A 23,686-nucleotide genomic window follows, 5' to 3' on the forward strand; every position below is an offset into this window, starting at 1 on the left:
TTGACACCACGGCAGGATTGGGTAATCTAATGGTATAGAGGCTGTATGATCATTGCTGGGACATTTGGTGTCATTCATTGATTAGATAGTCTCTATATGTTTATACAGTGTCTCTATTACATGGAAAAGGAGGAATTACGATGTCTGGTATCCGAGTTGCCCGTGATGAAGAACAGTTGGTCATTGGTTGGCAGCAGTCCAAGATTGAGATCCCTCTCGGTGAGGCCGTCCATGTCGCTATTGATCCTGATGTTTTTATTCCCGATGAACATCCAGCATTGATCAAATGTCCCTATGGTACCCGGGAACGAGTTATTGTGCAGACGTCGCCGGATACGTTTCTTATCGTAAATGACAAGTCGATTTCAGCCATGAATAAGTCTCAATCCGGTATCGGCAGTTGGAGAACACCAATTTGAATAGTAGATGCAGCCTGATCTTTCTATTTCATTATTATTCCCGATCTGTTTTATAATCCGTTTTATGATTTCTTTTCAGTCCGGCAGACAGACGGTTATGATCAGCTTGAAACTGACGCAGCCGCCTGTCTGCCTACGGGCTGAATCGCCATTTTATCAGATTCTTCTGCCGCTATGGGCAAATGATGCTGAATAAAAAGCGTATGAATATGCCCTGTTGTTTCGTTGCCGCAGCATAAGCCAAGTACATAGAAGATCACTGACCTGCTATGGATATCCTGTACGTCATCTGTTATCATGGGTGCGTATGCGATCAACAGACTCCCTCGAAGCTCCAGAATCTTCACGGGAAGATGCGGCAGAACCAACTTCTGTTTTTGAATGAGTAGATTGGGTAAATTAACAGTGTTTCAACCTGGGCGCATATTCAGTTATGCTGACTGGCTAAGTTGATGGCTGTACATCCAATCCATACCTCTCATCTACGACATCAACGATATCCATACACCCACACTCATTGACAACAGGGGGTAACCAAATATGGGGTTAACCAAGCAAGAACGTATCCAACTTCACAACTTTAATAACCTGACCAAATCACTCAGCTTCAATATGTACGATATCTGCTATACCCGTACCAAAGAGGAGCGGGAAGCTTATCTGGAATATATTGACGAGCAGTACAATGCCGATCGTCTGAGCAAAATTCTGACCAACGTATCGGATATTATCGGAGCTCACGTACTGAATGTAGCCAAGCAGGATTATGTACCTCAGGGTGCCAGCGTAACGATGCTGATCTCCGAAGGACCGGTCGAGACAGCGCCGAATGCTTCATTTGAAGAATCTCCGGGTCCACTGCCGGAACATGTGCTGATGCATCTGGACAAGAGCCATATTACCGTGCATACGTATCCTGAGTATCACCCGGATGAAGGTATCAGTACTTTCCGTGCGGATATTGATGTATCGACGTGTGGTGAGATTTCCCCGCTCAAAGCATTGAACTTTATGATCCATTCCTTTGACACGGATATTATGACGATGGATTACCGGGTACGCGGCTTTACGCGTGATATAGAAGGTCACAAGCTGTTTATCGATCATGATATCAGCTCCATTCAGAATTTCATTCCGGATGAAGTACAGGATATGTATCACATGATTGATGTGAACGTATACCAGGAAAATATTTTCCATACCAAATGTAAACTCAAAAAATTCGATCTGGATAACTATCTGTTTGGCTATACCAAAGAATCTTTGTCGCAAGAAGAACAGGAACAGATCACCAAACGATTGACCCGCGAAATGGATGAGATCTATTACGCCAAAAATATGGATGATAAGGATGAGTAAGAAGGCATCAGCCTATAGTGACTGATGTGCAAAATCACGAAGATTATCGTGAAGCACAATTCTTCTCTACCTTGTTCCAGTGCAAAGTCTCTGTGCTCCTGATGGACACAGAGACTTCATTACTTTCCCCTCATGGACACCAACTTCAAGCGGTGTCCATTTTGACGTGTTCCTAATAGGATAACCACTTTATAAAGAAGCTTTGGTTACTATCCTGTTATTCGCTAATCCAGCAGCTTTATAGAATTTTATACATCAGGCTTGTAGGGTCCAATCACATACACCTTGATACCTGATTTTCGTCCAAATGAACGCGCTGCATCCAGCTTGTCCATATAAATGTCTATTTTGCTTCCTTTGATAGCACTGCCCGTATCTTCTGCCTTACGGTAGCCTACGCCCTCGATATACATCCACCAACCCATAGGGATCACTGTTGGATCTACCGATACAGTCTGTCCTTCCTTCACAATGGCTCCGGAAGCTGTTACACCATATCCGCTTTCTCCCGGCTGCTTGCCTGTACTTTCTACACCGGCTGTATATGCTGTCAGTTCAGCTGCCAGCTCGTATCGATACGATTTCACCGGGTTGACTGGATAATTCCCTTCACCTGACAAAGCCTGCAGATGGGCTGTCGATACGGAAGATTCCGATCGATCCGAACGGCTGCGCTCTTGTTCCACTGGATTCGCTTGATCTACTTGATCCACTTGATCCGCTGGATTCGCTGGAGTATCTGTCTGCATCGGTATAATTGGTTTGTTCTTCGCAGGTAATCTGGTTCCTATAGCAATAACCTGCGCAGTGTATGGTTGTATCATCTGCTGGTCAATTATCCGCTCGGATACGGTCATTCCATCATTCCTACCTGCCAACCGGATGATTCGGATTGTACCATTTTGGCCTGTCTGGATTATCTGCTGCTGTCCTTGATCCAAACTGGCATCCTGATAATATACCGTTTCATAAGGAACAGATTGCAGTGCAGCAGTCTTCTGATGTGCGACTCTCGTAATACGGATCGTCATCCGGTTATGCAGCGGTGTATCTGCCTGCGGCTGCAGCAAATCATCCGCTGCCAGCTCGATATGCTGCTGACGAAGGACATCACCGACTGTATCTCCATGGGTACGAATACTGTAAGTATTCCCATCCGCAAGTACCGAGACTACAGACATTTCCAGAGACTTCTCCTGCTGTCCCATACCGAAATAAATATATAGCCCCATCACCGCTATCAGAAATAGAGCACCGGTACACAGCAATATTGGCTTTAGCAGAGGGTAACGATAATGCATGATACTAACTCCTTCCACAACAAAAAAGCACCAGAATCCCCATAGCGAGGAGTCTGGTGCTTCCAGTTCCGAATCATTTATTTTCTATAGTATAGCTGCAAAAAGATCATTTGCCAACCGATTAGATAACACGTGCCAGAATCCGGGATTGCACTTGTTCCAGAAGCGCCATCCGTCGTTCATTGACCTTGTCCATCAGTTCGGTACATTGCTGTTCATAAATTGCTCGTTGCTCTGCATTTTGCAGGGTAACCAGATTAATCTGCACCGTCAGCATCGAGGCCCGTGCAGCCGCTTCAAACAGGATAATGCCAATTCCGATATCGGATAACACAGTATGATTGCATACTTCAATCAGCGGAGCTGCACTATACAGCCCGTATAGACAACACTCCATCAACTGCAAAGGAGTATCGATCGCCTGAATTTTCGTATCATATACAGTCTCCTGGCGCTGCTCTTGTTGTTCAGGCGTACGATGCGGCATCCGCAGGGCTTCGATATACTGGCCAAACGCTTCGATATCCTTGGCCATCAACCATTCGCAAGCAGAAGATATGTACTCCATATCCTGCAGTGCCTGAGCGACATGCTGTTCAATCTGTTCATATCCTTCTCCCTGTGAAAAGTTGGCTGTCATCGAAGTCATCGCTGCACCAAGTGCTGCGACAATCGAGGATACACTGCCGCCTCCCGGGGTAGGCTCCGATCTGGCAAGCTGTTCCATAATTCTGCGTAGAGGCTCATCCCATGATACTGTATTCATCCCGATCCCTCCCATAATCACTGCCTGGTCTTTCTGTATGTTACTTACCCGTTTTCCCCGAATAGAACATCTTTCCTCTCAAAAACCAGCGACAGGCGCATTAGGTGGTATACATGCTTTATTAGTGCATATGATCATTTTGTGCAGTTGGAGCTTGCTGTCTATTCTGCTGCTCTACCAGTACTCTGTGAATCTCGGATGGATGAATCGGCTTGATAATAAAATCAATCATACCGCTGCGCAGACATGCTGCCTGAATATCACTGCCGACATTGGCCGTCACAGCTACAATCGATGGTCTGGCTTCCAGTGGCAGCAGCTGCTGAATCAGATTGGAGACCGCGATGCCATCCATCATGGGCATCTGTATATCCATGAACACCAGATCGTAATGATGTCGTACAATAGCGGCATAAGCTTCTACCCCATTACTGACAGTATCTACACGGCAGCCAAATTTGCGGATAATATCTTCCATCAATTGCTGATTCACCGGATGATCTTCAGCGATCAGGATAGACAGATCGGATACATCTACCTGATCATGACTGATCCATTCCAGATCTAGATCCGACGTCTGTTCTGCTTCCACTTTGTTGGAATGTTCTGCACCCAGCCAGCTGCAGGGCAGGATAAAGCGGAAAATCGAACCTACATTTTCGCGGCTCTCGACCTGAATCGTGCCACCCATTAGCTCAATCAGCTTTTTGCATATGGACAGACCCAGCCCGGTTCCTCCGTATTTACGGTTTAACGCCGGATGCAGCTGGGAAAAGGATTGGAACAACAGATTTTTCTTGTCTTCTGCTACTCCTACACCCGTATCTTCTACGATGAATTCCAGCATCAACTGCTTTTTGTCGCTGTCTTCATAGAGTTTGTCCACAATAATACCAATCGTTCCTTTATCCGTAAACTTGATGGCATTGCCGACCAGATTACTCAGAATCTGGCGGAGCCGATCCGGATCAGCCACCACTCTGCGCGGCAGTCCAGGTGCTACGTACCAGGACAGATCAAGCTTTTTCTCCATGGCGCTAGGGGTGAAGAGTTCGGCAACATGTTCAACCAGCGCCTCCAGTTCAAACTCTTCGGGTTCGAGTGAGAATTTTCCTGCTTCGATTTTGCTAAAATCCAGAACATCATTCAGAATCCGCATCAGCGACGTCCCGCTACTTCGTATAATCTCGGCATAATCCTGCTGAGTCTCTGTCAGCTCGGTATCCAGCAGCAGATTGGTCATTCCAAGTACACCATTCATGGGTGTACGAATCTCATGGCTCATCATGGCCAAAAAGTCGGATTTGGCCGAAGCTGCCTGTTCAGCCAGTTCTTTTTGACGGAGTACTTCGCGCTCATTGGTAATATCGCGGAATACAATGACGGCGCCCTGAATCTGGTCTTTATCAATAATCGGATTCACGTTATATTCCACGAGACAGCTGGAACCATTCTTTTTCCAGAAGATTCCTTCTTTGATGGAACGAGGAATACCATCCCGAATCGTTGCACAAATCGGGCACTCTTCCGGGGAGTACGGTACTCCACCTGGTGCAGACGGGTTAATAATATGGTGGCTGTAATGTCCATTGAATTCGTTCTGGGAAAATCCCAGCATGGACAGGGTCGCCGGGTTAGTGAACATGACTTTGCCTTCTTTGTTGAGTCCAAATATGCCTTCCGAGACAGAGCTGAGGATCAGCTCATGTTCATAATCCAGCTTTTCCAGTTTACGAATATATTCTTTGCGTTCGGTTACATCATTGGCTATTCCGTAGACACCCACAATCTCGGAATCGACGATAATCGGTACGTTAATCACACTGATATCGATAACTTTGCCGCTACTGTGTACTACGGTTGTCTCGTAATTCTGCGGAATACCACTACGCGCAGCTTCAAAATGCCGGTTCGTATCTTCCACTTTTTCCGGTACGATAATGTTATGAAAGGACATCTCCATGATCTGCTCGAGTGGATAACCCAGCAGCAGCGCCAGGTTGCCATTGCTCGATGTATAATTCCCTTCCAGATCAAACGAATATACACTCGCCGGATTGTACTCGAACAGCGATTTGTAACGCTGTTCGCTTTCCTTGAGCCGACGCTCGGATTTTTTGCGATCGGTGATATCACGGGATACCGCTATAATTTCTTCAATTTCACCGGTTTGCTCATTGTAGCTATAGCGGCCTGTACTCTCGATCCACACGTAATGACCTTCTTTGGCACGGATGCGGTAAGAGACGGTATACGAGCTTTCTGTATGCAGAATCTGCTCCAGATAACGGGTCACGACATGGATATCATCGGGATGGAAAAAGTCATATGCACTTTTGCCAATGATGTCTTCCGGTTCATAACCGAGTATCGTTTTGCAGGCAGGTGAAGCATACAGATAGGTTGCGCTGCTGTCGGCCATATGTCTGGAAATAAAATCAAGGGAATGCTCGGAAATCAGCCGGAAATCTTTTTCACTCTGTCGGATCTGCTGTTCCATCTTTTTTTGCGCAGTAATATCCCGGCAAATCACATAGATGCCTATCATCTCTCCCGTATGCTGAATCGGAGTAAATGTCATTTGCATCCAGATTTTGGAGCGATTTTTGTGAAGTGCTTCCAGCTCTATCGTTGAAGCTGTGCCTGACAAGGCCTGACTGATTGAAGTCTGCAGCGGCTGAATGGTGCGACAGGACTGCAGATGACTCTCTGTAAAAAGATACAGCTCTTCAAAGTGATAACCGGTCATATGCCGAATAGCAGGATTCGCACGAACCAGCACACCGGCATGATCCAGAATCAGCATACCATCCGGTGAATTGGTAAATAATGAATCCTGCAAAACACTTTCTGAAATCAGCTGCAGCAATAATTCTGTATGATTCTGTTTCAAAAATGCCTCTCTCCCTGTAGTGTGACTCCATCTATTGGTCTCAAAACGAAATGAAATAGTTAACGTGCAGATTACATCCAATAATAATTGGAATAAGGGCAAAAAACCAGCTTTTATTCCTTATTTACACCACATTTGCCAACAGGACGCATTGCTTTTGCAGACGTTCTGAATCGCCGTATCTATAAAACCCACGCAATTACGAAGAACACTTTGTCAGGTTCCCTTCAAGTCGGGTATAATTAGACGGTACGCCATGATGAATGGAACAGATTGGACAAGATTATATATTGATTACATTTATAGAAAGGACGATGGTATGGTCCGCTTTGGTATTATTGGTACTAACTTTATTACAGAACGATTTATTGAAGCCGCTAAACGCAATGATGATTTTGAACTGACTGCACTGTATTCGCGCACACCGGAACGCGCTCAGCAGTTCGGTCGCAAACATGCAATCCATCATCTGTTCACGGATCTGGAGGAGATGCTTGGCAGTGGGCAGGTCGATGCCGTCTATATCGCCAGTCCCAACTCTTTGCACGCAGAGCAGGCTGTACTCTGTATGGATCATGGCAAACATGTGCTCTGCGAGAAACCGCTGGCTTCCAATGTTGCAGAGACACAGGCGATTATTGATGCAGCACGACGGAACAAGGTAGTCTTGATGGAAGCGATGAAGTCGACGATGATGCCGAACTTTACCGCACTGCGTAACAGTCTGCCCAAACTGGGACAGGTTCGTCGCTATTTCTCCAACTATTGTCAGTATTCTTCCCGTTATGATGCCTATAAGGAAGGCAATATCCAGAATGCCTTCAAACCTGAATTCTCCAACGGTGCATTGATGGATCTTGGCGTCTATTGTATCTATCCACTGGTCGCCTTATTCGGCCGTCCCAACACGATCAAAGCAACCGGCGTTATGCTGGAATCAGGCGTCGATGGTGAAGGCAGTATTGTCGTCTCTTATGATGATATGGACGCAGTAGTGATGTATTCCAAAATCACCGATTCTTCCCTTCCATCCGAGATTCAGGGCGAGTTGGGCAGTATCCGGATCGACAAGATCAGCGAACCCAACCAGATCGTAATGACATATCGCGGCGGTTATACAGAAGAGCTGCATGTGACCCAGTACGAACCACCAATGTATTACGAGATTCGTGAATTCCTTGATCTTATCGCTGAAGGTCGGCAGGAATCCAGTATCAATTCATGGGAACATTCCCTGATTACAGCCGAGATTATGGAAGAAGCCCGTAAGCAGTTGGGACTTGTCTATCCGGCTGACCGCAAATGAATAACCAATCAGCGTTCATTATTCTTTTTACAGAATGCAAAAGGAAGACTACACCTCAGTGGGTAGCCTTCCTTTTTTGATTACATTTATGATTTATGAATAGTAATTACTTGTCTTTTTGCACAGTGGACAGCGCCAGCATAACTGCATTCGTTGTTCCTCCGCCCACATTTTCAAATGAATAGGTAGTAACCGGTACGCCTCTGACCGTAACATCGTCACCATCCAACAAATCTCCTGTAGAGCCCAGGTATACTCCAGTTACAGAGTTATCGTATTCATCCGCAAGATGAACGAACGCGACTGTTCCCATTTCTGTTTCTTCTTCGGATACTTCTACTACATTACCGCTGACGGTAACCATCTTATCCAGATAAGGAGCTACATTTTTGAACATATGACGGGAAGTGACCGAGGAGTCTACTGCATTTTTGACTTCCTGTTTATCTGCACTTGTTGTAGCAGGGAACTGATTAGGATGTGCAGTAATGTAATCGTACGTCTGCTGAGACATCTCTCCCTGATTCTCTGTCATATAAGGAACGAGATTTACCATCGCATCAGCAAACGTATTTTGCTCAGGTGCTGTTTCTGGTGCTGTTTCTGCAGCTTGCTCTACTGCTGGCTGTTCTTCTGCTTCCGTAGTTGTCGTTGTACTTTCTGTTGTAGTTGCTGCTGTCTCCGTACTGGCTGCAGGCTGCGTTGTTGCTGCTTGCTTTTCTTGCCCACAAGCAGTTAACATCACTACTGTAAATAATGCAATCATACTAATCTTCAATTTCATTTCTCATATCCCCTTTTGATATGTAGTTAATAAGCCACCTTATTAATATCGGATATAAAGTATATTAATGAATAGTATTCCAATACATATTGGGATTTTTTTGAAAATAAAAAAGAGAATTGCTTTTATTCAAGCAATTCTCTTTCCTTTAACGTGCGCTTTCTGTCTCGGTCATCAGCTCATCCAGTGCTCTACCGTATTTACTGAGGCGTTCCATATCCTTTTCGGAAGGCTCCACATTGCGTGAAGGATCCATATTGTCTTCGATGTCCGCCATTTTTACGGTACGAGCCAAGGAATTCTGCTTGGCACGAAGAACAAAGTCTTCATAGGATTCATCTTCATGACGGCTCATCGCCTGAACAGCTTCTACGATTTCTTCGGAGAATCCTTCGGCCGCCAGATCATGAGCAGTAACATCTGTGTCCTCCAGTACATCATGCAGTACAGCAACAATACGCGCTTCTTCGGAACTCACCTTGAGCATCACACGCAGCGGATGAAGAATATACGGTTGACCCGAACGGTCAACCTGTCCGGAATGCGCACGGGTGGCCAGAATAATAGCTCTTTCCAGGTTACTCATCAGTACTCACATCCTTTACATTTAAATAGTCGAAAAACTCTGCCTGTTTAGTTATTACACAGCTTTAGCCGGATGAATCAGCTCATCCGGCTAAAAACAGTCTATATGATTGGTGTATTCTTAGTAAACATCGCTCGGACAGACCAGCAACCAGTACCGGTCCTCATAAATTATCAATCCGGATATACGTTAAAGTCGGTGACCAGCTGTACCGGACTTCCATCTTCAGCGTATCCGATATAACTGTGGTATACGCCATTGCCAAATCCGCTGGAGAACAAAGCAATGTTATCTCCAGTCTCAAGCTCCGTAACCAGCCAGCTGCGTGAAGGACGGAATGATTCGATCGCTGCCGATTCCCACGCATCCATCAGCTCCTGAGCGACTTCAGGGTTGTCCATTTCCTGTTGTTCGGATAACCATTGATAAGCTTGTGCATCCAGCAGACTGCCGGTTCCGGAATCAACGGCATATCCCCAGCGTGCTTGTTCATACAGATTATTCGGATCTGCTTCCGGGCTGAATTCGCGCTCTGCTCCTGCCCAGCGAGCTACGGGAGCATCGCTGAACCTTACACGTACGAAGGCAATACGCTCATCCACCATATCTTCCCGGCCTTCCTTGTATACAGCCGGATCGGTAATGCGGGCAATTGACAACTCGACAGGGAAAGATCCTTTGGGGAACACTTGCACAAATGGGGTAGATTCAATCAGGCTGTATGGATCATCGGCCACAATTTTGCCTGTGGTCACGCGCAGCTCCCCGATAGACTTGGTATAAAAAGCAAGATTACGTCTCTGGCCTCTCCAGAATTTGACCTGTTCCAGGTGAACACCTTCCCCGAACACTTCCTCCAGTACCTTACTCTCATGCATAACCTTGTCCATCTTTCTTTCCTCCCTCAGCAGTATGATAGTATGCCACGCCAACATGTCATGTAACCAAGGCAGATCTGCACAGCAGAACAGCAATTCATCGACTGTAAATCATTGTTCACAGTCTCCGTGCTACCACATTAGGCAGTATGCCGCTCCAACTATCGCGTATAATAACGTCGGATATTTACGTATGATTTGAGATGACGCCACTCGCTTTATAGTAGATTAAGTATCATTATACCCTTCTACAACGCAGAAGGAACATTTTTTTATGACATATTCGTAAAAATATATTGTTCATTTTTGGAAATCGACAACAGGCTATCTATTATGTTTATTTCGTGCGCTAAATCTCCTTTTTCCGACAAAAGAAGAAAGAAAGAATATTTTGCATGATGTGGGTATAACAGTTATTGAATGATTTTCCGGTATCGCGCATAATGTGATAGATGAGTCATCAAGAGAGAGGATGGAGAACGAGTTTGGAAGAACCGACAACCCTCAGCAGGGCGATCAATGAAATTATGGATACCTGTATGCTGGCCGGTCAGATTATGCTGCAAAGCGGCGCGGAAACCTACCGCGTGGAAGATACAATGACCCGTATAGCCACTTCCTACGGGCTGCCGGGTGCGCACAGCTATGTGACACCTACTGCTATTATGTTCTCGATCACCGGCGCCGAGAGCGCGCGGCTCGCACGGATCGCCGAACGCACAACCGATCTGCACAAGATCGCCCAGGTAAACGCTATTTCACGGCAAATCAGCAGCGGACAGCTGACACCTGCAGAAGCCTATCCACTGCTCAAGGTGATTGAAGCCGGTCCTGCAGAATATTCATCCTGGATGAAAATGATGGCTGCAGCGATTTCCAGTGGTTGTTTTACTATTATGTTTCAGGGCAGCTGGGGAGATTTTATCCCTTCTCTCGTTGCAGGCCTGGCAGGATATACCACCATGCTTTATTTGCACAAATGGGTGCAGGTGAAGTTTTTTGCGGAGCTGTGTGCCGCCTTTATTATCGGGCTGCTGGCTTCTCTGTTTATTGGCTATGGCTGGGGAAATGAACTGGATAAAATTATTATCGGATCTGTTATGCCGCTCGTTCCAGGGCTGCTGATTACCAATGCGATACGTGATCTGATGGCAGGCCATCTCGTTTCGGGCATCTCCAAAGGTGCCGATGCACTGCTTACGGCTTTTGCGATCGGAGCAGGAGTCGCCATTATTTTGACATTCGTCTGACCGGGATAAATCGATAGATTCAGGAAAGGAAGTTATGCCTACTATGCTGGCTCAGTTAATTACCAGCTTTATCGCCACCGCCGGTTTTGGCATTATATTCAATGCGCCAAGGCGTTCGCTGCTGCAGTGCGGTGTAGCCGGCATGCTTGGCTGGATCGTCTATGTCATGCTGCACAAGCATATTGATCCGGTAGGAGCTACCCTCATGGCTACTTTTATTGTGGGCGGAATCAGCCAGGTATTTGCGCGTATTTACAAGACACCGGTCATTATTTTTAGTGTGGCAGGAGTCATTCCGCTGGTTCCCGGTGGACTGGCTTATAATGCAATGCGATCCTTTGTGGAAAATCATTACACGGCTGCAACCGAGCTCGCTGCCCAGGCATCGATGATCTCCGGTTCGATCGCGTTGGGACTTGTACTATCCGAAGTGTTCAATCAAATGATACGCCGTGCCGCCCGTTAAGGGGCTGCACGGCGTATTTGGTCTGAGACGTAATATGTCCTTGGATATGGCCCAATATACAAGTACTTGCATCCTGATAATTAGACCGGAAGTTCTCCCTGTTCATAGTGGCCTGCCAGCTCCCGGATAAATTCGTGATCCAGTCCAAGCAGATAAGCGCAGAAGACCAGATCCATATCATCACTGACATAAGCTGCCAGCTCACTGCTGCCGGATGCCCGAATAACCTGATCAAAAGCCTGACGGCTCCACTCCCGTACCCGCTCTTCTTCTGCTGGCTTCAGCCCTTCCCGACGCAGCTGCTGATAAGCCTGAATCCATGCGGTATCAAAATCCGCACTGTCCCGGTATTCCAGATACCGCTCAATATCAAGCTGCTCCCACATATCCGGAGACAGTAGCGAACCGTTTTGCAGTACAGTCTGCAAATGATGAATCGCTGTTTCTTGCATATACATCCCCCTTTTGAACTCAGCCTGGACGACAGGACAGCTCCACCCAACCGTTAACTTCATCAAAACCGATCACCACAGTCTTGAGCATATGTCCGGGATAGCGATGCTCTACCGGAACAAACTGGGCACATTCATCATCGGCTACAATGCCGAAAGCATCATTGGGAAGACTCAGAATAATTCCCTGTGGATAGCTTACCTCTACCACTCCGGTTACCTTGTCACCCGGCTTATAATGGGCTTTGATGCTGTTCCAGTCTTTGCGATAAGGCTTCATAGCCTGCGTCCATACCTGTTCAAATTCTTCCTGTGAAATATCTTCTCCATCCGCCCCGTCCATGCTCTGGTCAAAGTCCTGATCATACAGGCAGAAATGAAGTTCCTCATCCGGACGGCTGGAAACGACCCAGCGCTCCTCATCCTCGATTACCTGACGCAATACGGTACGGTCGTCGTCAATTTCAAAGTAATAATTCTCATCACTTTCCTCAAAACGCAATCTATAGTATTCCATGATACTGCCTATCCCTGACTGCGGGACGATCGATTGGATTCATGCATTCCTGCATAATAGGCTTCGCCTGGATCAACGTCCAGTACTACCCGGCGCGGTCCGACCAGGGAATACTGATGTTCTACTTTCCAGCGCTGATTCTCATGCATACCGATCGTCTCGCCGTCTGCAATGATGTCGCCCTGATGATAGAGATACTCGGCTGTATTCATCAGGAACTGCGCCACTTCTGCAGGCTCGATATCATAGAAATGACACTGCACATCCGGTACGCCCAATGCAGCCAGTCCGCGGCTGTCCATGACCATTTCCCGGCGTCCATTATCCGATTGGATATTGTACAGACGAATATTCAGCGCACCATACAATTCATGCCCCTGGCTGAATGCCTGAAGCAGTGCCTGCGGATCCACCAGCTTGTCACTTTCGTTGTAATACACCGCGTCACAAGGAACCACTTCCAGAATCGCGCGCAGCACATGATTGAATAGCGGAAGTCTGCGCTGATGCGGCATCCCCCGAGCCATCATATCAGTAAGAATCATCTCGTAAGAACAGCCAGCCAGTGTCTCGGCCACTTCCGGCCAATGCCAGGATTGCTGAAGCGCTGTCTCATATTCTTCGGGATGTACACCATTTACCGAAGGCATCAATACCGTCTGGACAGGCATCGGTCCTTCCTGATATTCAAGCGTATGATTCAGATGAAAGAAGTGATAATGATCTTCCAGCTGCTCCTGTGATTCTCCATTATCATTGACGGATTCTCTGGCTTCCCAGACAGCCAGTGTCTCTTCCTGACCCTCCAGATCTTCAGCTGTATTGAGCGGTCCAGTATATTCCTGTATTTTGGCATAAAGAGCTTCACGGTCAATCACCGGTTTTTGCTTGTATAACAGCTTGGCCGTATAAATGGCGGCATATCCATAATCCTGTTCAAGACGCTGCTGTTCCTCCGGGTCTGGTTGGTTCGAATTAGTTGGTCTCATCCTTTTACCCCTTTCAATCGGTTAATCTGCTTCTCCATTATAGTAGCTAGCCTATTATTACCCGCTTGATAGCTATTCTGAATTATTGTAGCTGATAAATAATGACATGGCGATTTTTATCATTGTATAATGACCATGTTTCAGGCAAAATCAGCTTGTACAAGTATGTAAGATCAGGGACGATTATTATTTGGGCTTCAGCTGCTCCATATCCTGTATTCAATACAGGATTTCTCCCTGACGCTATACCATTTTGAACGATAGGATATATGTACCGCCATCCATACTAACGCGTTTATTTATCAAAGGAGGCTACACTTATGCTGCATCCCAATACAATCAAAGTTCGCGAACAAATATGGAATTTTGCCGGTTCACTGGATGAGCCGATCCTGAATGAACATGCCCGTCCTGACCAATGGACCATCGCCCAGGTTATGGAGCATCTGTACCTGATGGAGACTGCCATTACCGATCGGCTGGCACATACTATTCAGCAAGATGAGCCGACACCGGCTCCGGTCTCCGGTGCGACAGCTACTCCGTCTTTCCATCTGACCCTGGATCGTTCACGTCATATCCCTGCACCACCTGCCATGGTACCGGCAGACAAGCATTTGACACTCACTGAACTTCGCGCCCGCCTGGATCGCTCACGTACTCGTCTGGAAGAGACTATCCAGACTGCGAGCAGTGAAGATCTCCATCATAAAACGATGAACCATCCGGTATTTGGTCCTTTGACTCTTGAAGAATGGAACGAATTTATCGGTCTTCACGAGCAGCGCCATCTGGAACAAATGAAAGAAATCCATGCAGCGCTGACTGCTGCCGATTGATCAACTGTCTTTATTTTCAAATCTGCAAACAGCCCACCTTATATCACAACAGGTGGGCTGTTTGTCGTATACGAACAATCTACTGCTTCGCGGATACATGATATCGGCATTCTGCCATTATCCCAATCGTCTGGCGATAGGGTGATCTTCGTTTAATTGCAGTAAATCCCATAGATTGCCGTAGAGGTCCTCGAAGACGGCAACCATTCCGTAATCTTGCTCTTTGGGTTCTCGCACAAAATGGATCCCTTGGGCTAGCATGGCATGATAATCTCTCCAGAAATCATCTGTATTCAAAAACAGAAACACCCGTCCGCCTGCCTGATTACCAATAAAAGGCTCTTGTTCAGGTTTGGACGCACGCGCCAGCAGGATCGTTGTGCCTGTAGAGCCGGGAGGAGCGACAACTACCCAGCGCTTGTCCTGCTCAGGCTGGTAAATATCTTCGATAAGCGTAAAATTTAATTTTTGTGTATAAAACTCGATAGCTTCATCATAATCGTGAACGACCAGAGCAATATGAACAATAGACTGATTCATGTGTGAAAACCTCCCTATGTTTGGGTATAGCCGGAAGCGATAATTTCTATGTAACTGTCGTAGCCTGCAATTAGATAATGGTGCAGATTCAATCTGCTGTGAGGGTCGAAAAGCTTTTCTTTTTCCTCCAAAATTGTGGACGGCAGGACTTGATACAAGCCTGAATCCGAAGGATAACCATATTGTTGCCAGTAAGTTACCCCTTCTCCCTTCGGCAGCGATATATCAATAGTGCCCGCATACTGTTCAAACAAGTTCAATGTAATACATCTCAGTTCAGCGACTGTGCTGAATTTCAATTGAATTTCGCGATAATGATTATGTATGGTATCATCCAGCGTCTGCACATCCAGACGAATGACCGCACCACCCGATTCGGTATATATCACTTCAAGATCAGTAGTCGATATGCGGAAAGGGACCTTTTCGGGAATTAGCCGCATCTTTGCTCCTCCTTTTACCTGGCTGTATTCTCTACTTGCGCCGGCTCTATTTCATCCGGGGTTATTATAGCACAATCCTGATTCCATTCTCTGCTCACAGTCAAGCGAATCCGGTCACCTGCTTTTCCTGAGCCGGATTAACCGCTACAATAGAAAGAGTGATAGAACCCGCTACGGGTAATGATATAACAGGATTCACACTACTTTTACACTATTTCATAATGACGAGGAGCTGCACCTATGGATGACAGAATCGCCACCCTGCGTGGATTAATGAGAGAAGCCGGCGTAGACAGCCTGCTAATTACCGATCCCAAACATGTATACTACCTGACCGGCTTTGCGAGCGATCCACATGAACGTTTTCTGGGATTATTTATTCCAGATGGAGAGGAAGCTTTTATGCTGCTGCCTGCGCTGGACGAAGACAAGGCGCGCAGCGTATCCAGTGTAGAACGCATTGAGACCCATACGGATACGGATAATCCCTATATTCGCCTTAAGCACTGCATCAATGGCAATGTAGGCAATCTTGGTCTGGAAAAGGAACATCTGTCGGTAGCACGGTTCGAACAGCTGTCTGCTGAGCTCAATGCTACGTCGTATATCGATGTAGGCAATATGCTGAACAGCATGCGTTCACGCAAGTCACCGGAAGAAGTACAGCGGATGAGAGAATCTATTCTGAAGATCGAAGAAGTACTGCGCCGCGGTCTTTCCAGCGTGAAAATCGGCATTACCGAGATTGAATTGGTTGCCGAGCTCGAATACCAGATGAAAAAGCTGGGCGCAGAAAAGCCTGCTTTTGACACGATGGTATTGTCCGGACCGAATACCGCTCTACCGCATGGTGTACCGGGGACACGCAAACTGGCAGCAGGCGAGCTGGTTATGTTTGACCTTGGACTTTTCTATAATGGTTATGCTTCCGATATCACACGTACTTTTGCTATTGGCGAAGTGGATGAGGAAGCCAGACGCATCTACAATACGGTACTGGCGGCGAATGAAGCAGCGATTCGTGCAACACGTCCGGGGGTTACTTTTGCCTCAATCGACAAGGCTGCACGTGATGTGATTACTGAAGCTGGCTACGGTCCACGCTTTATCCATCGTCTTGGACATGGACTTGGTATGGATACCCACGAATACCCTTCGGTTCATGGTGGCAATGAGAATGTGCTGGAAGAAGGCGTACTGTTCACGGTAGAACCGGGTATCTATGTACCGGGACACTGCGGCGTACGGATCGAGGATGATGTAATCGTAACTGCCGACGGTGTCGATGTACTGTCTTCTTTCCCCAAAGAATTAACCGTTATCGGCTAATTGGTGCAGAACGAATACTGGATCATACACTGAATAACCATAGCCCAAAAAAGACACATGACTGCATGGATGATATGCAATCATGTGTCTTTTATTTTGAATCTATGGATCAGGAAGTCGATGAGGGTAATTCTTGCTCGGCAGCAGGATGTCCCGGCTGGATCAGCTGCGGAAGATCTTCTTCATGCACCTTGAAACTGCGAGCCAGATAAAGGAAAGGCGTTCCTGCAGCAGTAAGCAGGAATTTGAGTATATAAGTTGTCAGGAAAATCTCGATCCAGACTGACCATTCATACATCCCCAAAAAGGCAATACTGCAAAAGATCAGTGTATCAATAAACGAACTGATCATTGTACTGCCGTTATTGCGAATCCACAGCTGATGCGGAGCCGGGAAACGGCGGCGCAGCCATTTATACAATCGAACATCGAGGAACTGACTGACCAGATAAGCCGTCAAACTGGCAATCAACAGCGTTGACAGAGGACCAAAAATCAATTCCAGCGCTTCCTGGGAGACATCCACTCCCACTGCCGGATCAAAATGAATAGCCATCCGCATAACAATCGTCGTTACAATCAGAGTGAAAAATCCGAACCAGACTGCTTTGCGTGCTACACGTGGTCCAAATCGTTCATTCAGCAGATCGCTTGCCAGATACATACTGACATACATCGTGTTACCCAGTGTAGTAACAATTCCCAGCAGCTCGATCGTTTTGACGACCTGGATATTCGCCAGAATAGCAGCAATTGCTATCCATCCGTATAATCCCTTGATCCCAAACAATCGATAACAGATCGTAAATAACGCATAATTCACAATAACAAACAAAATACCCCACTCTATATTGTTGAGCACTACTCTTTCCCCCTAGTTTTGATAACGCGGGATGGTTACGAACCGCGGAATTTTGTGGAAAACCTGTTCTACTTTATCACAGGAATACGACATTGCCAACATATTATGGAAAACAGTTCCTTTGAACAACATTGTAGATAGCCCGGTTCTGCATTAATTTTCCCTACTTAACAACCCTGTATCATGATAAAAAACAGGCATGCCTGCTGCATCCTCGGATGCGTATGGCATGCCTGCTCGGTTTAGCATTGGCGCGTACAATGCAGTATTCAACAAAGGAATAATTGACAGGCACATCAGCCTGCCGCTTTGCCTTGTATTCTACCGGATCTTAAGCAAGATCAATTCTGCAATCAGGAAGCTTCAGCTGTATCCAGATCGCGATCTTCATGATTGTAGACGTCTTTGTCATGTTCCTTGAGTACCCGGCTGCTCACCAGACCGGCTGTCATGGACCCGCTCACATTCAGAGCAGTACGTCCCATATCGATCAGCGGTTCTACGGAGATCAGCAGACCTGCCAGTGCTACCGGCATATTCATCGTGGACAGAACGATCAGTGCAGCAAACGTAGCTCCACCGCCGACACCTGCAACACCAAGCGAGCTGATTGTGACTACTGCGATCAGCGTCAGGATAAACTGCCAATCCAGCGGATTAATGCCCACTGTTGGTGCAATCATAATCGCCAGCATGGATGGATAGATCCCGGCGCAGCCATTTTGTCCAATGGTCGCACCAAAGCTTGCAGATAGATTGGCAATCCCTTCGGATACGCCCAGTTTGCGGGTCTGTGTCTCTACGTTTAGTGGAATCGTCGCTGCACTGGAGCGAGAAGTGAATGCAAAAGTCAGCGTAGGAATAATCTTCTTCACATACTGGACCGGATTGAGTCCATTAATAGCCAGAATGATCATATGAATCACGAACATCGCAATCAGCGCTACATAAGAAGCGACTACGAATTTGAACAGATTCAGAATATCATGACCACTTGTCGTTGCAACCATTTTGGTAATAAGTGCCAGGATTCCATAAGGAGTCAGACGCAGAATCAGCGTTACCATACGCATAACTACACCATAGATGGATTCCATCAAATTACGGAATATTTCACCCTGAGCAGGGTTTTTACGCATAAAGCCAAGAGCCGCTACACCAACAAAAGCCGAGAAAATAACAACAGCCAGTGTGGAGGATTGACGTGCTCCAGTCATATCTTCAAATGGATTCGTCGGGATAAATTCCAGCAGCTGTGCCGGCAATGATTTATCCTGCACTTCACCGAGACGCTCCTGAAGAGCTGCTCCGCGTTCTTGTTCTACCTGACCAATCGGCATACCTTCTGCTGTCAGATGGAAACTGAGTGCAGATGCGATGCCTACTGCGGAAGCAATCGCTGTCGTCAGCAGCAGTACAGCCAGGATCGAGCCGCTGATTTTACCCAGATTCTGACGGCCGCTCAACTTGAGAATAGCCATGATGATCGAGACCATAATCAGTGGAATAACGACCATTTGCAGCAGACCTACATAGCCGTTACCGACCAGGCTAAACCATTCCATCGAATCCGACACCACTTCGGAATCCGGTGTATAGATCAATTGAAGAAAGGCACCGAATACGATACCCAGCAGCAGACCGGTAAATACCCGTTTCGTAAAGGAAATATGTTTCTTCTGCATCCAGATCAGCACGCCGATCAGTACTGCCAGAATGAGTACGTTAAGTATAACTAGAAATACATGCATTATGTTCTCCCCTTTATCTGTCTATTTTCGTTTTTATTCTAACATAATCCCGAGTAAACAAGTAGTGTTAATTCTGTGATACCTAATCTTTATTTTTCGCCTTATTTTTGCTTATTTTGATATTTATTTTAGATTTTTGAATACTTATACGCAAAAATACCTATTCAAACTATGGTCAATTGATATAGAATAAGAAATTATTTATGCCTTTTATCATAGTTCAATCTGCTTATAATGTTCATTTTTCATAGTTTTATAGAATATCTTATCGTTATAAGCTCAATATATTGTCGAAAGGAGTCAAATAAAACCAGGACTAGATACTCACACAGCATACATATGAATGGCAGCCTGTCTTTATACTTCTTAGGAGTATGTATCGTAAAAAGTCGCGTTAGTTATTATCACGTCGGGGGATCAATTCAGGGATATTAATTATCCAAAATGAATTTCAGTATCGAATTGCAGACTTGTTAGGTATGGAGAGGGGATTCAGCATGTTTCGAATTAATCAATCGATCAGCCGTAAAATTATGGTGACCTTTGCCCTGCTGATTATTGCAGTGTGTCTGGTTATGAGTATTTTCTTTTATGTTATGACCCGGGGAGTGGTCAATAACAATGTCGTTCCACAGTTCCGTCAGGTGCTTAATATTGCGATGGACGGGATTCTAAAAGGACTCGATAATACACAGGTCATGCAGTCTGCCCAGGGCAACAGCGGCGAGACAATGAAGCTGGAGACGTATCTGGATTCCCAGCTCAAAGCTTATGAGCTGGATAATCTGTACGTACTCCGGGTCGACAAAGACAAAGCCGTTGTTACTGCACTGTCCAATGCCTCCAAAAATTTCAAAAAAGAACAGAGCGTAGAATTAAGCGATAATATTCAGCAAGCAATGAAAGACGGAAAACTGTTAACAGATCTGTATACAACCGATGCCGGTTCTCATGTGACTTATTACTATCATATACCGGGCAGTTCGATTCTTGTGGCTGCCAGTATGGATGCAAGCTTCGTTGATAGTATCACCCGTAATCTGGTACTGATGACACTGCTTATGGCAATTGTATCGGTCGCCGTATGTCTATGGATTGCCTACCGCTTCAGCCGTAAAATCACCCTGCCGCTCGCCAGACTCGTTCGTCATACACGGCTCGTAGCGGAAGGTAATCTGCAGCAGGATATCAAAATGACCGGAAGCGACGAGATCGCCCAACTGGCACGCGGCTTCCGACTGATGACCGAGAATCTGCGCGCTATGGTCAATCATGTGCTCGACAGCTCGGAGAAAGTATCCATGGGGACAGAAGCTCTCACATCCCGTATTAATAAAATGCACCGAATGGTCGATAGTTCGGTGGAGTCCATCAGTACTATAGAAGGCGGCAGTACGATGATCGCGACTTCTTCTACCGAAAATGCCCGTGCCATGGAAGAGATAACCAATGGCATCCAGCATATCGCTTCGTCCACCGCTGATATTTCCGACCAGATCGGACAGGCCTCGGACAGTGCAGTTACCGGGAATAATATGGCCCAGAATGCTATCCAGCAGATGAGCTCGGTCGAGCAGGTTGTTACCGATACACGCCAGTCCGTACAGACCCTGATCGACAGCTCCGAAGCGATTAGCCAGATCCTGCTCTCGATCGGCGAGATCACCAAACAGATTCAAATGCTGTCGCTGAACGCGTCGATTGAAGCAGCCCGTGCGGGTGAGCATGGACGCGGATTCGCTGTCGTTGCTGCTGAAGTACGCAATCTGGCGGACCAATCACGCGGCGCAGCGCAGCAGATCGAATCCGCTCTGCAATCAATTCGTGAAGAATCCCTGAAATCTACCGAATCCATGAACCGGGTCAGCCAGGAAGTACAATCCGGTACACAGCTAGTGCATCAGGCAGGTGAAGCATTCAATCAGCTCGTTGAGCTGATGCAGCAGGTTAACATGACGGTTCAATCCACATCTGCGGCTACCCAGGAGATGTCTGCAAGTTCTGAACAAGTGAGTGCTTCGGTGGATGAGACTGCCGAGATTACCCAGAAAGCACTCGGTAATATTAAAGGCATTGCTAAAAATACGGAACGCCAGTCTTCGGAGATGTTCGCTTATGCAGCAGTTATGCAGGAGCTAAACGAACAGGCAGTTTCTCTGCAGGAAGCAGTCAGCAAGTTCAAAGTAAGCTAAGGTACCTTTACAGAAATAAATAAGATCGATCATAACGTTGTGGATAACTACAATATAAAAAGCAGCCCTTCTCCCAAGGAAGTGGCTGCTTTTTGTATCTATTCTGTGTAATCGTTCATTGCTCTTATTTTGTGGCGTTCTATGTTTTGGCATTCTTTTCACCTAGATGTATAGGCAATTGTTATTGTCCGGATGCAATTTCATAAATGCGCTTCATATCCAGATGTTTGCGCACCGTATCAGCCAAGCGGTCAAAAGCTTCTTCGCGACGAGTCTGACCGTGTATGCTTTGGATCAGCGGCTCCAGTCCTTTACGCTGGCGGAGAAAATTCAGCCAACTGCGGCGCAGCTGATCATTATCGAATACTCCATGCAGGTAGGTTCCCCAGGCAGAGCCATCGGACAAGATACATCCGTCTTCAATCGTGGCAGGGTTACCTTCTTTACCGGATAACCGGTGTAGATGGAACATGGATTGCACATCGGCTCCGTTCTCTACCGTTGTAGTACCCATGTGGATTTCATATCCTTTGACAGAAAGTGGTGGTGCCAGCGTCTTCATCTGCTGGAACCATGGAGATTCCGTATTCAGGTGACCTTCTGCCTGTACCGTTGTCTTGGCCGAGGCAAATACGGTCGAGACCGGAAGCAGACCCAGTCCCTCGGCCATTCGAGGAGAGGGTGAATCATGGCCAGCCGGATCATGCAGATGCCTACCGAGCATTTGATAGCCACCACATATGCCGACCAACTGTACAGAGCGCCGGGTGTGCTGCTTTTTGATACAACTAGCCAGACCGCGGTTCTGCAGAAATTCCAGATCACCAAGGGTATCCTTGGTTCCAGGCAAAATAATAACATCAGGCGTTCCCAGCTGATCGGGATGATCGACGTAACGTACAGATACATCGGGTTCTGCTTCCAGCAGATCAAAATCTGTAAAGTTGGATATTCGCGGGTAGTGAATAATGACGATATCGAGTTCACGATCCGGCAGAGGAACACTGGATTTGCGCTGGAGGGCTACGGAATCTTCGGCTTCGAGATGAAGATTCTCTTCGTATGGCAGCACTCCAATCACCGGAATCCCGGTACGCTGCTGAAGCCAATCAAGTCCAGGCTGAAGCAACGCCAGATCACCCCGGAATTTATTGATAATGAATCCTTTGACCCGTTCACGTTCATGGGATTCCAACAGTTCGAGCGTACCGACGATTGCAGCGAATACACCGCCGCGGTCAATATCCGCTACGAGCAGCACCGGAGCATCTGCCCAGCCTGCCAGATTCATATTGACGATATCTCGATCTTTTAGATTAATCTCGGCGGGACTGCCAGCTCCCTCCATCACAACCATATCATGCTGATCCCGCAGCCGGTTCAGCGCCTCCATCACCAGCGGACGAGCCTGTGGCAAAAAGTCCTGCCGGTAGTCCCACGCACTCATCTGGGCATAAGGCTGTCCATGCACCACAATCTGCGAATGCATATCCCGGACAGGCTTAATCAGAATTGGATTCATATCGGTCGTTGCGCATTTGCCGCAGGCTTCGGCCTGTACGCCCTGGGCGCGCCCAATTTCTCTCCCATCCGGGGTCACATAGGAATTGTTCGCCATGTTCTGCGATTTGAAAGGGGCCGTATTCCAGCCATCCTGTGTAAAGATACGGCAGAGCGCGGTAGTGATTACACTTTTCCCTACATCTGATGCTGTGCCCTGCAGCATAATAATTGACCTTCGCATCCTGCAGCCTCCTTTTGATT

The 23,686-nt window shown here is 46.8% G+C and carries 22 protein-coding genes; 8 read left to right on the forward strand and 14 right to left on the reverse strand.

Going from position 1 to position 23,686, the window contains the following annotated elements:
* Positions 1-140: 140 nt before the first annotated feature.
* Complete coding sequence (locus tag WH46_RS01870) at positions 141-419, forward strand: SunI/YnzG family protein (protein ID WP_046225493.1); 279 nt, start codon at positions 141-143, stop codon at positions 417-419.
* A gap of 540 nt (positions 420-959) precedes the next feature.
* Positions 960-1,778: an adenosylmethionine decarboxylase gene (speD, locus tag WH46_RS01880; RefSeq protein WP_017811438.1), complete on the forward strand. Its 819-nt coding sequence runs from the start codon at positions 960-962 to the stop codon at positions 1,776-1,778.
* Between the two features lie 248 nt (positions 1,779-2,026).
* Here speD and WH46_RS23225 read toward each other — a convergent pair whose 3' ends face one another.
* The 3 genes from WH46_RS23225 to WH46_RS01895 all read right to left on the reverse strand — a co-directional run bounded on the left by WH46_RS23225 (position 2,027) and on the right by WH46_RS01895 (position 6,738).
* Positions 2,027-3,079, reverse strand: a complete 1,053-nt coding sequence (locus WH46_RS23225) for a G5 and 3D domain-containing protein (protein WP_052714078.1) — start codon at positions 3,077-3,079, stop codon at positions 2,027-2,029.
* A gap of 121 nt (positions 3,080-3,200) precedes the next feature.
* Entirely contained in the window at positions 3,201-3,845 is a 645-nt protein-coding gene (locus WH46_RS01890) for a cyclodeaminase/cyclohydrolase family protein (RefSeq protein ID WP_046225495.1), read from the reverse strand.
* A gap of 121 nt (positions 3,846-3,966) precedes the next feature.
* A complete protein-coding gene (locus tag WH46_RS01895) occupies positions 3,967-6,738 on the reverse strand; it encodes a PAS domain-containing hybrid sensor histidine kinase/response regulator (protein ID WP_046225496.1) in 2,772 nt (923 codons plus the stop codon).
* A 319-nt stretch (positions 6,739-7,057) separates the two neighbouring features.
* On the opposite strand from WH46_RS01895, the gene WH46_RS01900 reads away from it, so the two are divergent.
* Entirely contained in the window at positions 7,058-8,044 is a 987-nt protein-coding gene (locus WH46_RS01900; RefSeq protein WP_046225497.1) for a Gfo/Idh/MocA family protein, read from the forward strand.
* Positions 8,045-8,150: 106 nt separating this feature from the next.
* Here WH46_RS01900 and WH46_RS01905 read toward each other — a convergent pair whose 3' ends face one another.
* From WH46_RS01905 to WH46_RS01915, 3 genes are all read right to left on the reverse strand, one after another.
* Positions 8,151-8,828: a hypothetical protein gene (locus WH46_RS01905; protein ID WP_046225498.1), complete on the reverse strand. Its 678-nt coding sequence runs from the start codon at positions 8,826-8,828 to the stop codon at positions 8,151-8,153.
* 148 nt (positions 8,829-8,976) lie between these two features.
* On the reverse strand, positions 8,977-9,414 hold the full coding sequence (locus WH46_RS01910; protein ID WP_046225499.1) for an HD domain-containing protein: 438 nt from the start codon (positions 9,412-9,414) through the stop codon (positions 8,977-8,979).
* 173 nt (positions 9,415-9,587) lie between these two features.
* Positions 9,588-10,304 (reverse strand): DUF4241 domain-containing protein, encoded by a 717-nt coding sequence (locus WH46_RS01915; RefSeq protein ID WP_017811445.1) that lies wholly within the window; start codon positions 10,302-10,304, stop codon positions 9,588-9,590.
* Positions 10,305-10,819: 515 nt separating this feature from the next.
* Here WH46_RS01915 and WH46_RS01920 point away from each other — a divergent pair.
* Together WH46_RS01920 and WH46_RS01925 are read left to right on the forward strand one after the other, a co-directional pair.
* On the forward strand, positions 10,820-11,542 hold the full coding sequence (locus WH46_RS01920) for a threonine/serine exporter family protein (RefSeq protein WP_046225729.1): 723 nt from the start codon (positions 10,820-10,822) through the stop codon (positions 11,540-11,542).
* Positions 11,543-11,555: 13 nt separating this feature from the next.
* Complete coding sequence (locus tag WH46_RS01925; RefSeq protein ID WP_269430591.1) at positions 11,556-12,008, forward strand: threonine/serine exporter family protein; 453 nt, start codon at positions 11,556-11,558, stop codon at positions 12,006-12,008.
* Positions 12,009-12,088: 80 nt separating this feature from the next.
* Here the strand turns inward: WH46_RS01925 and WH46_RS01930 are convergent, their stop codons facing one another.
* Genes WH46_RS01930 through WH46_RS01940 form a run of 3 tightly spaced genes read right to left on the reverse strand, consistent with a single transcriptional unit; the run spans position 12,089 to position 13,966 of the window.
* Positions 12,089-12,460, reverse strand: coding sequence for a hypothetical protein (locus WH46_RS01930; RefSeq protein ID WP_046225500.1), 372 nt, complete (start codon positions 12,458-12,460; stop codon positions 12,089-12,091).
* A 19-nt stretch (positions 12,461-12,479) separates the two neighbouring features.
* Positions 12,480-12,977: a hypothetical protein gene (locus WH46_RS01935; protein ID WP_046225501.1), complete on the reverse strand. Its 498-nt coding sequence runs from the start codon at positions 12,975-12,977 to the stop codon at positions 12,480-12,482.
* A gap of 8 nt (positions 12,978-12,985) precedes the next feature.
* Positions 12,986-13,966, reverse strand: coding sequence for a DUF4261 domain-containing protein (locus tag WH46_RS01940; RefSeq protein WP_046225502.1), 981 nt, complete (start codon positions 13,964-13,966; stop codon positions 12,986-12,988).
* A gap of 320 nt (positions 13,967-14,286) precedes the next feature.
* Here WH46_RS01940 and WH46_RS01945 point away from each other — a divergent pair, with 320 nt between their 5' ends.
* On the forward strand, positions 14,287-14,805 hold the full coding sequence (locus tag WH46_RS01945) for a DinB family protein (RefSeq protein WP_017811451.1): 519 nt from the start codon (positions 14,287-14,289) through the stop codon (positions 14,803-14,805).
* Positions 14,806-14,922: 117 nt separating this feature from the next.
* Here the strand turns inward: WH46_RS01945 and WH46_RS01950 are convergent, their stop codons facing one another.
* Entirely contained in the window at positions 14,923-15,345 is a 423-nt protein-coding gene (locus WH46_RS01950) for a VOC family protein (protein ID WP_017811452.1), read from the reverse strand.
* A 14-nt stretch (positions 15,346-15,359) separates the two neighbouring features.
* The gene (locus WH46_RS01955) at positions 15,360-15,788 is read right to left on the reverse strand and encodes a hypothetical protein (protein WP_046225503.1); all 429 of its coding nucleotides are present in this window, start codon (positions 15,786-15,788) and stop codon (positions 15,360-15,362) included.
* A 240-nt stretch (positions 15,789-16,028) separates the two neighbouring features.
* On the opposite strand from WH46_RS01955, the gene WH46_RS01960 reads away from it, so the two are divergent.
* On the forward strand, positions 16,029-17,117 hold the full coding sequence (locus tag WH46_RS01960; RefSeq protein ID WP_017811454.1) for a M24 family metallopeptidase: 1,089 nt from the start codon (positions 16,029-16,031) through the stop codon (positions 17,115-17,117).
* 109 nt (positions 17,118-17,226) lie between these two features.
* Here the strand turns inward: WH46_RS01960 and WH46_RS01965 are convergent, their stop codons facing one another.
* Complete coding sequence (locus WH46_RS01965; RefSeq protein WP_017811455.1) at positions 17,227-17,979, reverse strand: queuosine precursor transporter; 753 nt, start codon at positions 17,977-17,979, stop codon at positions 17,227-17,229.
* Positions 17,980-18,332: 353 nt separating this feature from the next.
* Positions 18,333-19,730: an L-cystine transporter gene (locus WH46_RS01970; protein WP_017811456.1), complete on the reverse strand. Its 1,398-nt coding sequence runs from the start codon at positions 19,728-19,730 to the stop codon at positions 18,333-18,335.
* A gap of 497 nt (positions 19,731-20,227) precedes the next feature.
* On the opposite strand from WH46_RS01970, the gene WH46_RS01975 reads away from it, so the two are divergent.
* The gene (locus WH46_RS01975) at positions 20,228-21,922 is read left to right on the forward strand and encodes a methyl-accepting chemotaxis protein (RefSeq protein ID WP_017811457.1); all 1,695 of its coding nucleotides are present in this window, start codon (positions 20,228-20,230) and stop codon (positions 21,920-21,922) included.
* A 181-nt stretch (positions 21,923-22,103) separates the two neighbouring features.
* Here WH46_RS01975 and WH46_RS01980 read toward each other — a convergent pair whose 3' ends face one another.
* A complete protein-coding gene (locus WH46_RS01980; protein ID WP_046225504.1) occupies positions 22,104-23,666 on the reverse strand; it encodes a cobyric acid synthase in 1,563 nt (520 codons plus the stop codon).
* Positions 23,667-23,686: the final 20 nt, after the last annotated feature.

Source organism: Paenibacillus dauci, assembly GCF_000971985.1.
GTDB lineage: Bacteria > Bacillota > Bacilli > Paenibacillales > Paenibacillaceae > Saccharibacillus > Saccharibacillus dauci.

What these genes read in the sequence shown, in the direction of transcription:
- WH46_RS01955 (WP_046225503.1), bottom strand. Translation starts at nt 15,788, where the DNA reads ATGCGGCTAATTCCCGAAAAGGTCCCTTTCCGCATATCGACTACTGAT.
- WH46_RS01960 (WP_017811454.1), top strand. Translation starts at nt 16,029, where the DNA reads ATGGATGACAGAATCGCCACCCTGCGTGGATTAATGAGAGAAGCCGGC.
- WH46_RS01980 (WP_046225504.1), bottom strand. Translation starts at nt 23,666, where the DNA reads ATGCGAAGGTCAATTATTATGCTGCAGGGCACAGCATCAGATGTAGGG.
- WH46_RS01920 (WP_046225729.1), top strand. Translation starts at nt 10,820, where the DNA reads ATGGATACCTGTATGCTGGCCGGTCAGATTATGCTGCAAAGCGGCGCG.
- WH46_RS01940 (WP_046225502.1), bottom strand. Translation starts at nt 13,966, where the DNA reads ATGAGACCAACTAATTCGAACCAACCAGACCCGGAGGAACAGCAGCGT.
- WH46_RS01870 (WP_046225493.1), top strand. Translation starts at nt 141, where the DNA reads ATGTCTGGTATCCGAGTTGCCCGTGATGAAGAACAGTTGGTCATTGGT.
- WH46_RS01935 (WP_046225501.1), bottom strand. Translation starts at nt 12,977, where the DNA reads ATGGAATACTATAGATTGCGTTTTGAGGAAAGTGATGAGAATTATTAC.
- WH46_RS01900 (WP_046225497.1), top strand. Translation starts at nt 7,058, where the DNA reads ATGGTCCGCTTTGGTATTATTGGTACTAACTTTATTACAGAACGATTT.
- WH46_RS01905 (WP_046225498.1), bottom strand. Translation starts at nt 8,828, where the DNA reads ATGAAATTGAAGATTAGTATGATTGCATTATTTACAGTAGTGATGTTA.
- WH46_RS01970 (WP_017811456.1), bottom strand. Translation starts at nt 19,730, where the DNA reads ATGCATGTATTTCTAGTTATACTTAACGTACTCATTCTGGCAGTACTG.
- WH46_RS01950 (WP_017811452.1), bottom strand. Translation starts at nt 15,345, where the DNA reads ATGAATCAGTCTATTGTTCATATTGCTCTGGTCGTTCACGATTATGAT.
- WH46_RS23225 (WP_052714078.1), bottom strand. Translation starts at nt 3,079, where the DNA reads ATGCATTATCGTTACCCTCTGCTAAAGCCAATATTGCTGTGTACCGGT.
- WH46_RS01910 (WP_046225499.1), bottom strand. Translation starts at nt 9,414, where the DNA reads ATGAGTAACCTGGAAAGAGCTATTATTCTGGCCACCCGTGCGCATTCC.
- WH46_RS01915 (WP_017811445.1), bottom strand. Translation starts at nt 10,304, where the DNA reads ATGGACAAGGTTATGCATGAGAGTAAGGTACTGGAGGAAGTGTTCGGG.
- WH46_RS01930 (WP_046225500.1), bottom strand. Translation starts at nt 12,460, where the DNA reads ATGCAAGAAACAGCGATTCATCATTTGCAGACTGTACTGCAAAACGGT.
- speD (WP_017811438.1), top strand. Translation starts at nt 960, where the DNA reads ATGGGGTTAACCAAGCAAGAACGTATCCAACTTCACAACTTTAATAAC.
- WH46_RS01975 (WP_017811457.1), top strand. Translation starts at nt 20,228, where the DNA reads ATGTTTCGAATTAATCAATCGATCAGCCGTAAAATTATGGTGACCTTT.
- WH46_RS01945 (WP_017811451.1), top strand. Translation starts at nt 14,287, where the DNA reads ATGCTGCATCCCAATACAATCAAAGTTCGCGAACAAATATGGAATTTT.
- WH46_RS01890 (WP_046225495.1), bottom strand. Translation starts at nt 3,845, where the DNA reads ATGAATACAGTATCATGGGATGAGCCTCTACGCAGAATTATGGAACAG.